This is a genomic window from Vibrio sp. YT-19(2023) (assembly GCF_033337395.1).
Genome location: NZ_JAWOQN010000048.1, coordinates 12,542 through 27,016 on the forward strand (window position 1 = coordinate 12,542; position 14,475 = coordinate 27,016).

Annotated in this window: 15 protein-coding genes; 11 read left to right on the forward strand and 4 right to left on the reverse strand. The window is 45.1% G+C overall.

Annotated elements, in window-relative coordinates:
* Positions 1–156 precede the first annotated feature (156 nt).
* The 3 genes from katG to R7E78_RS22395 all read left to right on the forward strand — a co-directional run bounded on the left by katG (position 157) and on the right by R7E78_RS22395 (position 3,421).
* Positions 157–2,331, forward strand: coding sequence for a catalase/peroxidase HPI (gene katG, locus R7E78_RS22385; protein ID WP_318058258.1), 2,175 nt, complete (start codon positions 157–159; stop codon positions 2,329–2,331).
* A gap of 165 nt (positions 2,332–2,496) precedes the next feature.
* Positions 2,497–2,949: an antitoxin Xre/MbcA/ParS toxin-binding domain-containing protein gene (locus R7E78_RS22390; protein ID WP_017820987.1), complete on the forward strand. Its 453-nt coding sequence runs from the start codon at positions 2,497–2,499 to the stop codon at positions 2,947–2,949.
* Between the two features lies 1 nt (position 2,950).
* Positions 2,951–3,421 carry an RES family NAD+ phosphorylase gene (locus tag R7E78_RS22395; RefSeq protein ID WP_005376497.1) on the forward strand — a complete coding sequence of 157 codons (471 nt, stop codon included), beginning with the start codon at positions 2,951–2,953 and terminating at the stop codon, positions 3,419–3,421.
* Between the two features lie 79 nt (positions 3,422–3,500).
* Here R7E78_RS22395 and R7E78_RS22400 read toward each other — a convergent pair whose 3' ends face one another.
* Positions 3,501–5,351: an acyltransferase family protein gene (locus tag R7E78_RS22400; protein WP_033906504.1), complete on the reverse strand. Its 1,851-nt coding sequence runs from the start codon at positions 5,349–5,351 to the stop codon at positions 3,501–3,503.
* Between the two features lie 241 nt (positions 5,352–5,592).
* Between R7E78_RS22400 and R7E78_RS22405 the strand changes: the two genes are divergently transcribed.
* Positions 5,593–5,868 carry a nitrogenase-stabilizing/protective protein NifW gene (locus R7E78_RS22405; protein ID WP_033906505.1) on the forward strand — a complete coding sequence of 92 codons (276 nt, stop codon included), beginning with the start codon at positions 5,593–5,595 and terminating at the stop codon, positions 5,866–5,868.
* Between the two features lie 117 nt (positions 5,869–5,985).
* On the opposite strand, the gene R7E78_RS22410 is transcribed toward R7E78_RS22405, so the two are convergent.
* Entirely contained in the window at positions 5,986–7,086 is a 1,101-nt protein-coding gene (locus tag R7E78_RS22410) for an alkene reductase (RefSeq protein WP_225491587.1), read from the reverse strand.
* An 11-nt stretch (positions 7,087–7,097) separates the two neighbouring features.
* Positions 7,098–7,484 carry a lactoylglutathione lyase gene (gloA, locus tag R7E78_RS22415; RefSeq protein WP_005376490.1) on the reverse strand — a complete coding sequence of 129 codons (387 nt, stop codon included), beginning with the start codon at positions 7,482–7,484 and terminating at the stop codon, positions 7,098–7,100.
* A gap of 211 nt (positions 7,485–7,695) precedes the next feature.
* On the opposite strand from gloA, the gene R7E78_RS22420 reads away from it, so the two are divergent.
* Positions 7,696–8,124 (forward strand): PaaI family thioesterase, encoded by a 429-nt coding sequence (locus tag R7E78_RS22420; protein WP_017820983.1) that lies wholly within the window; start codon positions 7,696–7,698, stop codon positions 8,122–8,124.
* A gap of 26 nt (positions 8,125–8,150) precedes the next feature.
* Complete coding sequence (locus R7E78_RS22425; RefSeq protein ID WP_318058259.1) at positions 8,151–8,540, forward strand: MazG nucleotide pyrophosphohydrolase domain-containing protein; 390 nt, start codon at positions 8,151–8,153, stop codon at positions 8,538–8,540.
* 43 nt (positions 8,541–8,583) lie between these two features.
* Here the strand turns inward: R7E78_RS22425 and R7E78_RS22430 are convergent, their stop codons facing one another.
* The gene (locus R7E78_RS22430) at positions 8,584–9,459 is read right to left on the reverse strand and encodes a universal stress protein (protein WP_318058260.1); all 876 of its coding nucleotides are present in this window, start codon (positions 9,457–9,459) and stop codon (positions 8,584–8,586) included.
* Positions 9,460–9,674: 215 nt separating this feature from the next.
* Here R7E78_RS22430 and R7E78_RS22435 point away from each other — a divergent pair, with 215 nt between their 5' ends.
* The 5 genes from R7E78_RS22435 to R7E78_RS22455 all read left to right on the forward strand — a co-directional run bounded on the left by R7E78_RS22435 (position 9,675) and on the right by R7E78_RS22455 (position 14,428).
* The gene (locus tag R7E78_RS22435) at positions 9,675–11,018 is read left to right on the forward strand and encodes a magnesium transporter (RefSeq protein WP_274648019.1); all 1,344 of its coding nucleotides are present in this window, start codon (positions 9,675–9,677) and stop codon (positions 11,016–11,018) included.
* 290 nt (positions 11,019–11,308) lie between these two features.
* Positions 11,309–11,851: an AAA family ATPase gene (locus tag R7E78_RS22440; RefSeq protein ID WP_181881315.1), complete on the forward strand. Its 543-nt coding sequence runs from the start codon at positions 11,309–11,311 to the stop codon at positions 11,849–11,851.
* A 107-nt stretch (positions 11,852–11,958) separates the two neighbouring features.
* On the forward strand, positions 11,959–13,404 hold the full coding sequence (locus R7E78_RS22445) for an AGE family epimerase/isomerase (protein ID WP_318058261.1): 1,446 nt from the start codon (positions 11,959–11,961) through the stop codon (positions 13,402–13,404).
* Positions 13,405–13,823: 419 nt separating this feature from the next.
* Complete coding sequence (locus tag R7E78_RS22450) at positions 13,824–14,153, forward strand: YceK/YidQ family lipoprotein (RefSeq protein WP_017820979.1); 330 nt, start codon at positions 13,824–13,826, stop codon at positions 14,151–14,153.
* A 38-nt stretch (positions 14,154–14,191) separates the two neighbouring features.
* Positions 14,192–14,428: a hypothetical protein gene (locus tag R7E78_RS22455; protein ID WP_318058262.1), complete on the forward strand. Its 237-nt coding sequence runs from the start codon at positions 14,192–14,194 to the stop codon at positions 14,426–14,428.
* The last annotated feature ends 47 nt before the right edge of the window (positions 14,429–14,475 follow it).

Here is a 14,475-nt window from a genome sequence, read left to right on the forward strand (position 1 = left end):
ATGTTTGATAACAATTATTTATTCGCTGAAATGTTTGAAATTTTGACTTGGCGTTAACTAAAAAAACAGTGTATGAACTACGCTGTTTGAGGTGGATATTCGATTTATTGAATAACAAAGAGTGGTTACCACAACCACGACACGAAGGAGCATTATATGAGCAAAGCAAACGGCGGTTCGGTAGGTAAATGTCCAGTTATGCATGGTGGGCAAACATCTACAGATAAGTCGGTGATGGATTGGTGGCCGAATGCCTTGAACTTAGACATCCTGCATCAACACGACTCCAAAACCAACCCATTTGGTCAGGACTTTAATTACAAAGAAGAACTGAAAAAGCTAGATGTCGAAGCACTTAAAAAAGATTTAAAAGATTTAATGACTGATAGCCAAGAATGGTGGCCTGCCGACTGGGGACACTACGGTGGTTTAATGATCCGAATGGCATGGCATGCAGCGGGCAGTTATCGTATTGCGGATGGCCGTGGCGGTGCTGCTACAGGCAACCAACGCTTTGCTCCTCTCAACTCTTGGCCAGATAACGCCAACCTCGATAAGGCTCGACGCCTTTTATGGCCAATCAAGAAAAAATATGGCAACAAACTAAGTTGGGCAGACCTGATTGTCCTTGCCGGTAACATGGCGTACGAATCCATGGGTTTTAAGACCTTTGGCTTTGCGTTTGGACGAGAGGACATTTGGCACCCAGAAAAAGACACTTACTGGGGCTCTGAGCAAGAATGGTTAGCCACAAGTGACGCTGATAACAGCCGCTACTCTGGTGAGCGAGATTTAGAAAACCCGCTTGCTGCGGTAATGATGGGTCTTATCTATGTGAACCCTGAAGGGGTAGACGGTAACCCAGATCCTCTCAAAACAGCACATGACATGCGAGTGACCTTTGCGCGAATGGCAATGAACGATGAAGAAACCGTCGCGCTCACAGCTGGTGGTCACACGGTGGGTAAGTGTCATGGTAATGGTGATGCCGCAAACCTTGGCCCAGAGCCCGAAGCAGCAGACGTTCATGAGCAAGGTCTTGGCTGGATTAATCACAAAACACGTGGTATTGGTCGTGACGCGGTAACGAGTGGCATTGAAGGTGCTTGGACAACACACCCTACACAATGGGACTACGGATACTTCCACCTACTATTTAAGTATGACTGGGAACTGAAAAAGAGCCCAGCAGGTGCATGGCAATGGGAGCCAATCGACATTGAAGAAGAAGACAAGCCTGTCGATGTTGAAGACGGTTCTAAGCGCTACAATCCAATCATGACCGACGCCGATATGGCGCTCAAAATGGACCCTGAATATCGCAAGATTGCAGAAAAGTTCCAAAATGACCCAGCGTACTTTGATGACGTTTTTGCTCGTGCCTGGTTTAAGTTGACACACCGCGATCTAGGACCAAAATCATGTTATTTCGGCCCTGATGTGCCAAGCGAAGATCTTATTTGGCAAGACCCAACGCCTGCAGGTAAGACAGACTACGATGTCGATTTAGTGAAAACAAAAATCGAAGCAAGTGGCCTATCCATTAGTGAGCTAGTAAGCACGGCTTGGGATAGTGCGCGTACTTACCGTGGCTCTGACCGCCGAGGCGGCGCAAATGGTGCGAGAATTCGCTTGGCTCCGCAAAAAGATTGGCAAGGGAACGAACCTGAACGTCTAAGACGTATTCTTGCGGTGCTAGAAAAAATAGCAGCAGAAGAGGGCTGTAGTGTTGCAGACGCTATCGTGCTTGCTGGGAACGTAGGTATTGAACTGGCTGCGCGTGCCGCAGGTCATGATGTTTCCGTACCATTCGCGCCAGGCCGAGGTGATGCCACCCAAGAGATGACGGATGTGGAATCGTTCGAAGTACTTGAGCCTGTTGCTGACGGTTTCCGAAATTGGTTGAAGAAAGACTACGCGGTTAAGCCAGAAGAGCTTTTATTAGATCGTGCTCAGCTTATGGGGCTTACGGCGCCAGAAATGACGGTACTTATCGGTGGTATGCGCGTTCTAGGCAGTAACTACGGCGGTGGAAAAGAGGGCGTATTTACTGACCGAGTCGGCACTTTGTCGAATGATTTCTTCGTGAACCTTACTGACATGGCATATACGTGGAAACCAGTGAGTGCTAATCAATATGAAATCCGTGATCGTAAAACCGACGCTGTGAAGTGGACGGCTACTCGAGTGGATCTTGTCTTTGGTTCAAACTCGATCCTGCGTTCGTATGCGGAAGTGTATGCGCAAGATGATAATCAGGAAAAATTCATCCATGACTTCATCGCCGCATGGACGAAAGTCATGAACGCGGATCGTTTTGACTTGCAATAAGTGAAACGATGCCCGTCGGTAGATGGGTTGATGAATAAGTAAGAGAGGCGGGCGAAAAGCTCGCCTTTTTCTTTACCTATCTTTTTACTTTGATTGTTACTTTGATTGAAAGTTAAGCTCATTTGAACCATAATAACTGGACCATATGAACCATAGGAGCTTGATATGGCAACTGCAGCATTAAAAAGCTTCAAACCGAAACAACCTCATAAAGCCAATTTCTGGTTTATGTTGGGTATTGAAGACGCTGAAACAGGTCGCACTGATGCGGTTCACAAAGGCTTTGAGCCAAAGGTGTATCGCAATATTGTTGAGCGTGTGAAGCTTTCTCAGAGTGAGTTTCAAAACGTCACATTGATACCTGTTAGCACGATCAAGCGTCGTCTAAAAAACGATGAACGCTTCAATACGCAAGAAAGTGATGCAATCTATCGATTAGCGATGTTATTGAAACTCGCGACAGAACTGTTTGACGACGAAGAGCGCGCGTTAAAATGGATGAGAGAGAATGTGTATGGCTTAGGTGGAAAACGTCCACTTGATATGGTCTCGACCACGGTGGATTTTGAAATCGTAAAAGATTTGATCGGCCGTTTAGAGCACGGGGTATTCTCGTAATATGAAGCTCTATCGTCTCACACAAAAGAAATTTGCTGACACGCCATTCAGCCCCGTTGGCGCAAAGTTATTTGGAGGGCGATGGAACTCAAAAGGAACCGAAGCCCTCTACTTCTCTGAATCGGAATCCCTTTGTTCGTTGGAAGTGTTTGTTCACGTAAACAACGATCCTGCTATCACCAAACTTTACGATTTATATCGTATTGAAATGCCAGAATACCTCATCGCCACCTTAGATGAAGAAGATCTCCCTGTGACGTGGCGAGCAATACCGGCGAGCGAGTCTACGCAGTACATTGGTGATCAGTTTCTCAATGATCCTCATCCAGAGTTTGCCGCGCTGCAAGTGCCTTCAACGATTTCACCTCGTGATAAAAACTACGTGGTGAATCCAAATCATCCCAAAATGAAAGAGATCATCAAGAAAGCCGAAAAGCTCGATTTCGCGTTTGATCCGCGCATTTTCAAATAGACGCCTAGCTTTGTCTTGCTTTAAAGCATTCAGCGCTTACCTGAGATAAGCGCTGAAGCATAAAAGTTTATTTCCTTGGTTATTGTCGATCGTAAGTGAACTGTTGCGCTTCATTTGTAGTGTTGAGGTAATGCCCAAGCACCAACTCAGCACCTTTGTAAGATAAATGGCTGTCATCCGTATACATCGCATTGTTTGCTCCAACTCTCATTCGACATACGCCATTTCTGCAAATGGCATCGGTCAAGTCGACAAACTCAACGTGCTCAAATTGCTCAAAGTAGTTCACTAACTTCGCCACGTTTTGAGGGTGATGTTGTTTGGGAGAAAAGTCGCAGGCAGACTCTTCTGTCTCGCCAAACAAACGCGCTTTCCAAAGGCATTCTCCTACCGCAAACGGTGCAGAAGGGGTTGGACCGAAAACGACCACTTCCTTTCCTTTCAGTTCATTCAATAATTTGGTTAATGATGCTTCATAATCGGCTTGTGAAAGCTCTTTATTGAAATTAGAAGAGATAACAACGCGACGAATGGAAGGGGTACTTAGAATTGTATCGACAGCCTCATTGAAGAACTGTCGGCAAGAAATTGAGCCAGCAGCTTCTAGGATGTCGACATAACCGACCGCACAGGAATCTTGAGTAAGTTGCACCACGCCAGTTGGTGTTACTTCGGATAGACGCTTCACGTAAACCATGCTGTGACTATTGCCTAACACAGCGATGGCGGGCTGCGGCGCAGACGAGCACACATCGTTAACGTTGGTGTTGCCGTTGCAATCTAAACCATAACCGTTGTTAACGCGCATGGCCTCGAAAAATGCGCTTCTTTCTGGAAAACCACCGTTTTGATGACCGATAACGCCGAGCGTTAGCAAGGGCAACGTCAACAACACAATAACCGCGGACACAGTGCGCATGCTCATGGCTTTTCGGCTACGGAACGGCTTTTCAATAAAGCGCCAAGTGAAGTAAGAAAGTACAAAAAGAGTGACAACGTAAAGTGGGATATTGATGTCTTGTGTTGTGTCCAACACGTAGCGGTAAAAGACAAATAATGGAATGTGCCACAAGTATAAGCTGTAGCTGATTAAGCCGACGAACACGACCCACTTTAAGCTCAGTAATCTACCGCAGACATTGTCTTTAGAGGCAAACAAAATCACCAACGCGCTACCGATGACCGGCACCAGCAGCGTAATGCCCGCGCCATCTTGCGATTTTTCAAACAAAAGCGCGGAAGCCAATATCAAAACGATGCCAATGGTTGCTAGAGTATCGTTAGATTGAACTTGGACTTTTCTCATCACTAATGCGAGTAATGAACCGCTTGCCAGTTCCCAAGCGCGAGAGAAGATCATGTAGAAGGCGAAATCAGGGTCGTTGCTCGCGTAGACAATAGTCATCAAACTCAGCACAAATACCGTGATAAAAAAAGTCAGGTAAAACGCGTTTTTACCACGAGCGAGTAGCATGAGTAGCAAAGGAGTGACAATGTAGTACTGTTCTTCAACGCCCAAGCTCCATGTGTGGAACAGCGGGTTGGCTTGATCTTCTAAACCGAAGTAATTGTGGCCTTTTAAATACAGAAGAATGTTGGATGCGGAAAGAATGGAAGACACTGCAAATTGACCAACGTCTTTGTGTGCTTGCGGCAAAAATAGCCACCAAGACATCAAATAGCTGACGGCGATCACCACTAGTAAGAGGGGGAGTATGCGACGAATGCGTCGCTCATAAAAATCACCAAGGCTGAACTTCTGGTTTTCTAAGTCGTTAATCACGATGATAGTGATCAAATAGCCGCTGATCACAAAGAACACGTCGACGCCAATAAAGCCACCAGCGAATTGCTCAACTCCTGCATGAAACAAAATCACCAACGTGACAGCAATCGCCCTTAATCCGTCTACTTCTGCTCTGTAAGTCATATCGTGTTGCTCCAACATTCCGTTTAATGAAGTAGAGCAAAATATGAACCAGAAATAATGTTTATTTAAATCAGTGCCTTAAAGTGATTGTCAAAATGAAAATGCTAGGTGGGTTAACGAATTCCCAAATTGAATTTCAATATGGAAAACCCATAAAGAATGATCTTAAGAAGCGCTAAATCAAAGAACGTAAAGCGCGAGGCACTTAGACTCCATTGAAAATGATTACGCTAAAGAAACGATGACAGAGAATACGATTCAGGAAAAAATTGCCAGCTTTACTTGTATCGAAGAGGCTTTGAATTACTTCGACATCGAGTTTGATAGCCGATTTATCGAAAACAATCGAACCGAGTTGGTTAAGAGGTTTCACGGCTACTTAATCCTCACTAAACCGGATGATTGGTTTTCAGGTCGTCGTGCTTTAAAGAATGCTTACTGTAAAGTACAACGCAGTTTGCTCAGTAAAAAGACGCGCTCTGCGTGTCGAGGTTGTACATCTTGTCAAAGACGTTAATTCTGATGGCTTGCCTAAAAAGAACCCTGCATCTTGGCGTTACAGGGGGAAGAGCAAGGTTCTTTTGGTTTCGCTATTGGTTTGTCGCGAGTTGCGAATCAGCTTTACGTAGATGAATTAACCCGCGTGGTACGCAGGGTAGTCCACTAAGCCTTTTTCACCGCCGCCGAACAATGTGGCAGGGTCATGTTCTGCCAGTGGATAGCCATGCTTGATGCGGCTTGGTAAGTCGGGGTTTGCAACAAACGGACGGCCAAAGCCAATCATGTCAGCTAAACCACTTTCGATCGCGTGTTGCGCCTTTTCATCGTTGTAACGACCGGCATAAATCAGTGTACCTTTGTACGCCTCACGAACTGCGGTTTTAAAGTTGTGCGGAGTGTCTGGCGCGTCGTCCCAATCCACTTCTGCAATGTGAATGTAAACCACATTGAGTTTATCAAGCAGCGCTGCAGCGGCGGTGTAGGTTTCGACTGGCGTACTATCAACGGTGCCATTTAACGAAGTGAATGGTGCAAGACGAACACCAACGCGCTCAGCGCCAATAGCTTGCGTCATCGCTTCTATCACTTCACCAAGAAAACGCAGACGGTTTTCAATAGAGCCACCGTATTCATCGGTGCGGTTATTCGCTTCAGAATCGATAAACTGGTTAACCAAGTAGCCATTCGCTGCATGAAGCTCGATACCATCGAATCCGGCTTCCATCGCGTTTAGTGCGGCTTGGCGGTACTCTTCAATAACGTTCTTGATGTCTTGTTTGGTCATTTCACGTGGCACAACCACGTCGACAAAACCCGGTTCGTCTGTGCCGTTATCGACAAATACTTTCACGTTTTCTGCTTTTAGCGCAGAAGAAGAAATAGGTTGCTCACCGCCAATGTTATCAGGGTGAGTCACACGACCAACGTGCCATAATTGCGCGAAGATAACGCCGCCTTTCTCGTGCACTGCATCAGTTACTTTTTTCCAGCCAGCAATTTGCTCTGGGCTGTAAATGCCTGGTGTCCATGCATAGCCTTGACCCATTGGCGAAATTTGTGTGCCTTCAGCAACGATTAGGCCCGCTTCAGCACGTTGAGCATAGTAGGTCGCCATCATATCGTTAGCGATATTACCTGGTTGAGAAGCACGAGAGCGCGTCATCGGAGGCATAACGATACGGTTTTTTAATGAGAGAGAGCCAAGTTGAATGGGTTGAAATAATGCGTCTGTCATAGGAAACCTCGTTATTTTTGAGTTTGGATGAGTTCGATTTGGTAACCATCGGGATCTTTAATGAAGGCGATGTGAGTTTCTCCGCCTTTCATTGGACCTGGCTCGCGAGTAACGTTGCCACCAAGCGCTTTGATTTTTTCGCAAGCGGCGTAAATATCTTCAGACCCCAGTGCCATGTGTCCGAATGCGTTACCCAAGTCGTAACTGTCGGTATCCCAGTTATAAGTTAGCTCGATGGTCGCGCCATCTGGTTGATCAGGGTTACCAACAAACACCAGTGAGTAACGGTATTCTTGGTTTTCAAAACGATCCAAAACACTCATTCCCAGAACCTTTGTATAAAATTCGATCGATTTGTCTAGGTCAGCAACACGGATCATCGTGTGGAGAAACTTCATAAGTCGCCTTTTCATAACGTTGCGTAATCACTATGCAAACCATATCGCCACTCTAAATAAACTGGAAATTATCGTTAATTATTAAAATGATTATTTAGTGTTATGAAAAGCGAGGTTGCTGGCCCTGCAACATGCAAACAAAGATTACTCGCCGTTTCTTTTTAATTGTTGGCATATGCTAATTACTCTTTTGAGAAACCGAGTAACTATCATGTCTACAAACAGCTATTGTCATTACACTCACGAATCTCATCATCAATGTGCGGTTTGTTCTTCAATTAATGTGAATCCGAACTCTTTGGCCGTGAACTACCAATACCTAGCCGATGGTTCTGTTGTCGGAGAGTTTCACGTTTTACCGCGTCATCAAGGTTACACAGACCTGTTGCATGGTGGTATTGCCAGTTCGCTTCTCGATGGTGCAATGACGCATTGTTTGTTATCTAGAGACATTCAAGCCCTTACGGCGCAGTTGGATGTGCGCTACCATGCACCTATTCAGTTAGATGATCGAGTCACGATTACTGCACACTGTGAAGGTGAACGACGCGGTATATATCAACTGGTGGCTCAATTGCGGGTCAATAGCGAAGTTAGAGTGACGGCTAAAGGGAAGTTTATTCGTCCTAAAAAGGCATAAATAAAAACGTGTTCTACGGAGAGACAATGAAGAAATTTGATGAGCTGTATGCAATTGCGACGAGAAAATCTCAATATGACCAAACCAATACTTGGTTTAAAGGCGTAGAGACTTATCTGGAGGCCATTGGCAAAGAAGTTGATGAAGTCCGCGAAAAGATTCGTGAGGATCGCCTTTGTCATTTGGAAGACGAGTTAGGCGATGTGTTGTGGAACTATCTTAACGTATTAAAAGCGTTGGAAAGAGAAAAGGGGATAGATCCTGAGAAAGTACTCGAAAGAGCCTGCAACAAATACGATCAGCGTGTATCTGCGATTGAGTCGGGACGCAGTTGGGATGAAATAAAACAGCAGCAGAAACAAGCCTTGAACGCAGAGCATGAAGTCGCGCAGTTAGAAGATGTAAAGAGCCAATAACTGCGCTTGGTATTGAAAGGATAGATTAATAGGGAATACCTAGTCAGCCCTTGGAGCTGTTGACCAACAGTAGGTCACAAGGTGGTTGGTCAAGTAACGTGTCTACAGTGCTGCCAGACCAAAATTGGGATGACATGCTTCGTTTACATGCCCCCATAATCAAAATCGCCGCTTGTGATTGCTTAACTGCTTTTGGTAACGCCGTTTCAGGGTTTCCTTCCGGTAATAGTAATGGAACTCGCGTTAACTTTTGCGCACTAATAAAATCTGTAATGCCTGCTTTTTGATTGCTTAATATCTCTGCACGATAGCGAGAGAGGTATGGTGCGACGTATCGGCAGTAAACGAGCGTCTTTTTCCCGCTTAAGGTTTGTTCTAATTTTGAGCCTCGCGAGACGATGGCTTTATCTACTATCGACTTTTCATCCCCTCGATGAAGTGGGTCGATTGCACAAAGCATGTTGGCGTGAGAAGGCCATGACCGCTCACTCAGTAGCAACAAGTCGCAATCTTGTTGTGCTAGTTCTGTGAGCATCGTTTGAATCTCGTGTTTGTTAAAGTGTCCCACGAGCAGTAAGTCAGTGTGGTCAACAAGTCGTTTCGCAACTTGCTCAACCCAATGGCTCCCTTTGAAATGCTCGTAAGAGAGCGTTGGTGTTTCAAGCTCTTCTTCTTCACAAAGTTCGAAAATTAATGCGTTGAACTTTAAGGTCCAAGCTTCAAACTCAGCTTGTCTTTTTTCTATATGGTCAGAGTTGAAACTGAGAAAATGAGCGAATGCGTGATCTTCACTTCGGCGATGGTCTTCCACTAAAACTACAATAGGCTGGGCCAGCGCTGTCGAAAATTGAATCACTTTACGAAGCACCTTACGACTTGGTAAGGCGGCCTGCTGAGTCAGAAAAAATACAGGTGCCATTGATTACTCCATTATCAAACAAGGCGAATGAGCCTGACACACATTCAAGTCTATACCATGAACTGATGCAGAGGCGTTTTGTTTCTGCGAGCGAAATATAAATTCCGCAATTAAGTCAACTATCGCCTAGAATTTTAACATCAAGAATTCATGACTTCGGATAGCACATATCGTCAATGCGGCGAATGTGGTAGTGAAAGCTATAGGTAAAAGTAATGATAGATTCCAACCAATTGCAAATTAACCGCAAAGTGCCACATTTGCTTGCTGAGATCATTAAAGCGATAGAATCGACCGAAGACTTGAGCTTTTTGAAAGACTATCAAGAAGCACAGATTGCGAACATTTTGGAGTCGGTCAACATTGCTTACCGTAAACGTGTCATAGAAGCAGTGCCGCCTGAGAAGTATTGGACGGTATTAAATTTGCTCCGATACGACACTGCCAAGCACATTCATCAATCACTCAATAAAGACTTACAACATGAACGCTTGACGTACATAACGGATTCAGAACTGATCATCTTTGCGGACTTTCTACCGACCGAGTTTGTAGATGAATACCTTATTGATCAAAGTGAAGAGTCTGTCGCGCATATCCAACAAGCATTGTCGTATGAAGACAACAAAGTTGGACGTTATGCCGAGCCTCACTTTCTGGTCGCAAACCCTAAAAACAGCGTAGGAGGCATCAAAACCGAGCTGCTAAAACGCGGGCAAAGTCCTGTGCGGTTGATTATTGTGCGTGATGCAAGTGGTGTGATTGGTACGATAGAGCCGCAAACCCTGTTGCTGCACGAAAATCATATCAAACTTACCGACTTGACCGTAGTTACGCCAATTCTAGAAGATATTCAAACGATTCAAAGCGTCAGCAAACAAGTCTCGATTGATGGTGGAGCACATTGGTTTCCTATCATGGCTGGTGGCAAAATTATGGGCGTCTTGTCGATGGCGACCATCGCGATTACGTTGCGCGAACTCAGCCTACAAGCTGTAGTGGCAGAAAACGTACGAAGCGAAGAAGATTTGTTTACACCATTAAGCGTGGCGACAAGGCTAAGAGCACTTTGGTTGGTGATTAACTTGCTGACCGCTTTCGTAGCCTCCGCCATCATTGGGCTTTTTGATAATGTGGTCGAGCAAGTCGTTGCGCTTGCTATCTTAATGCCCGTTGTGGCGAGTATGGGCGGCATCGCAGGTAGCCAAACCTTAGCGGTGGCCATTCGGGGTATCGCATTGAACCACTTGCACCAAAGTAACTTGAAGCTATTGGTGAATAAGGAATTAAAAATCGCCACCATTAATGGTTTAATTATGGGATTGGTGATCGCGGGTGTCGTTTACATGGTGTTTGACTCTTTGCCATTGGCGCTTATTATTTGCTGTGCCATTTTCCTCAATAGTTTGGCGGCCGCGGCATCGGGTACGTTGATACCATTCACGTTGAAAAAGTTTAACATTGACCCCGCCGTGGCTGGCTCGGTAGTATTGACGACCGTTACCGATGTCGTCGGTTTCTTTGCGTTCTTAGGCTTAGGTGCCATTTTCTTGATATAGATATCCAATTGACGTGTTAACCAGCAGAACCAATCGCACCATTTCCTAACCCAATATTTTGGGTACGTTTGGTTCGCTCAAAATTCCTCCGTTTTCCATAACCGATGAACACGTCGTTTCGGTTCTTACTTTGTATATCTCTTCACTGCCCAGCTCTATTCCCCCAAATTTCCCACTACCGATCTCGCTTAACGCTGGCGTGCCAAATGCCAATTTCAAACGCCAGATGATGCCCATTTTCTTGGCTGTATACGCATTACTTCACTCAAACAAAAAATAAGGAAACAATTTTGAATAAACTCATCGTATTCACTGGTGGTCCCGGTGCAGGGAAAACTTCGGTAATCGAACAGCTAAAAACACAAGGCTTTATCTGCGCGCCAGAAACCGGTCGTCACGTGATACAAACGCAGGTTGCCAATCACGGTTCAGCATTACCTTGGAATGACAAACAAGCTTTTCGAGACGAAATGATGAAGGCAGAAGTGAGCAATTACCGAGCTTTCAATGTCCACCAAGGGAATGTGTTTTTTGATCGCAGTATTGCGGACGTATATGGCTACAGTAAGTTGGAACAACTGCCAATCTCGCATGAGCTCATCACGCATTGCCAGACGCTTCGTTATCATTCTCAAGTGTTCATTTTTCCACCTTGGGCATCGATATTCAGCAACGACGAAGAGCGAAAGCAAGATTTTTCTGAAGCGGTGGCTACGTATCAACAGATGGTCAACGCTTATCACAAATTTGGTTATCAATTGATCGAAGTGCCCAAAATGTCAGTCGAAGACAGAGTAGCGTTTATTCGCGGCTCAGTCATCGAACGAGGCTGAAAGATGATTGACGCAAACAAATGCGTAAGGCGATTGTGAGCACGACAACAATATGCGTAAAGGGAGTTATTTATACTGGATAAAATTCAATAACTTAATTGAGCATTATGTCTTTTAAATATCTTACCTTATTGCTCGCAACGATGAGTATGAACAGCTTTGCTGATGTAGGCCTGCCTTCGGGGGATGATTGGTTAAACCATGTGACGAATGGCCTAGCCCCATATTGGATGATGGAAAGCGCGCATGGGCAACCTGCGGGGAATTTTCCGACTTTTCGTTGTGATAACGGTGTCATTCTCGACCCACAAAAGCCGTGTGAAGAATTAAACAAAGGGTGGATTAGCCCGCACTTCGATCGCGAGTACACCCGCATGAAATCGCGCCAAACTTACGCTTATGGCGTACTTTTTCATCTTACGGGTGACAAGCAAGCATTAGAGCTGGCAAAGAAAGGGGCTTATTACCTGATTGATCATCAACAAGATGAGAAAAACGGCGGGTTTGTGAGCTTTACGCGTAGTGGGAAACCGGGGATGGAGTGGCAACAACGAACTTCTCAAGACCAAGCTTACGCCTTAGTGGGTTTGGCGATGTACTACTACTTGACTCAAGATCCAAAGGTCGAACAAGCGCTTATCGACCAGCAAGCGTTTATATTTAAACAATACCGACGAAGCGATGATCGCGGTCTGGCTTGGGTTTTGAAAGACGGTGATGGGGAAAGTGCGAAGCAGCAAGAGCTAGTCGCTCAACTTGACCAAATTAATGGCTACCTGTTGTTAACGGCGCCACTTTTACCAGAACCAGCGCAAGCCAAGTGGAAACAAGATCTGGAGTGGCTGACGCAAGTGATGCTGGATAACTACCACTCCGACAAAGAGCAGCGCTTTTATGGCGCGATACACCACAAAGCGGTAATGATTCCAGATGCGAAACACAATGATTTTGGACACACCATCAAGGCGTATTGGATGACGTATCTGACAGGTCAGTTGTTGGAAAATTCAAAGTGGACAGAGTTTGGTTTCAAAGGAATGAAACACACGCTTAAGCAAGCGCAATACCAGCAAAACTTTGAGCAAGTCAAAGCGCTTTTCTCACCAGAATGGCAGAGTAAATGGACGCAAGAGAGCATTCCTGCTTGGCAACCAAGACCATACAAGCACTATAGCTCGTCTTGGGAATGGGCAGAGCTCGATCAAGCGGCAATGACAGTTTCTCTTGTCGATGGTTCGATGAAAGAAACGCTTCAATACACGTTACCCACTTTTATGGACGTATGGGTGGATCATCAATATGGAGGCGTCGGTCTAAGCCCTAAATCAACCAAAGCGTTCCATTGGGGAAATGGTTACCACCAGTTTGAACATGCGTTGGTCGGGTATTTGTACGCGCAACAAATGGCAAAACAGCCCGCCAAGCTTTACTACGCGCGACTAGCCGAGAGTAAAATGCCACTTAATCCATATTACTTTAGCGCAGACGTAAAATCGTTGTCGTCACAAAGTGATGGAGTCACCATCGCGACATTCACCAATATTCGACCTTAGGTTGGTCGATGGTGATGTGTTGGTTAAAGTCCGCGTAAAAGCCAATAAAATCCTCCGACAGCAAGTGCGACTATTAGCTATCTAGGTCTGTCACTAGATAAGCTTCAAGCAATAATGGTGCAGGTAATGCCCACGGGGCGCTTACAAAAAGCCGTCAGAACCACTGGTTTTGACGGCTTTTTATTCTATGACAGGTAGAGGCTTCAATTTTCAGCGCGATAGATCCATGAAAACTTAAGTGAGATTCCAATCACGTCGCATGATCTCGCTAGTGTCATTGGAAATAAATGAATTGTTTCTGATACATAGAACGTATTAACATGGTTGCACTGGGCCCATATGAGTAAACTTATTGAATATACAATTTGAGAGAGAGGGGTTAGTTTTAAAAAATAACAGTTAGTTGGAATCTAGGTTAAATGAAAATAAAACTATTTAAAAAGCTACAAGTTGTATTTCTTGTGGTGTCAGCATCTTTAATGGTGGGGTGTTCGTCTATAGATGCGCATGCTGGTGGCGGATACGGAAAGCCGTTTTCAGGCACCGCGTTATCAGTCGCACGACAACCTTGCTATTTAAGAGCTGATATTACTTCTATCGCGTTATACCCACTATCATTGATTGACATTCCTTTGTCGTTAGCAACGGACGTTGTGTTTCTTCCTGTTGATTTAGTCATGGTAGTTACGCCAACAACGAGTTATGGCGGTGTTGTTTCTCTAGGTTGTCCAAGCGGAAGCATGATCTAAAACGCTTATTTTATTCAAATAAATGGAAGGAAATGAAAGTGGAATTAAAAAATAACTATTCAGAATCAGAAATAAACCAGCCACCATCGGTACTTCTTGTTACGTCTCTGTTGTGTCTGGCGTCCGTTTGTTGGGCTGCATTGCTGTTGGCCATTGAATATATTGTTGGGATAGAAATGAGTGGTACAGGCTTTCTTAGCACGTTAATCCCAGCCATGAGTGTTGGTTATTACTTCGGCTACAAGAGGCTTTGTTGCGTAATTCGATGGAACTAAATCAAGAAACTACGATCTGAGCGGCTACGCCCATCAATCGTCGTAGC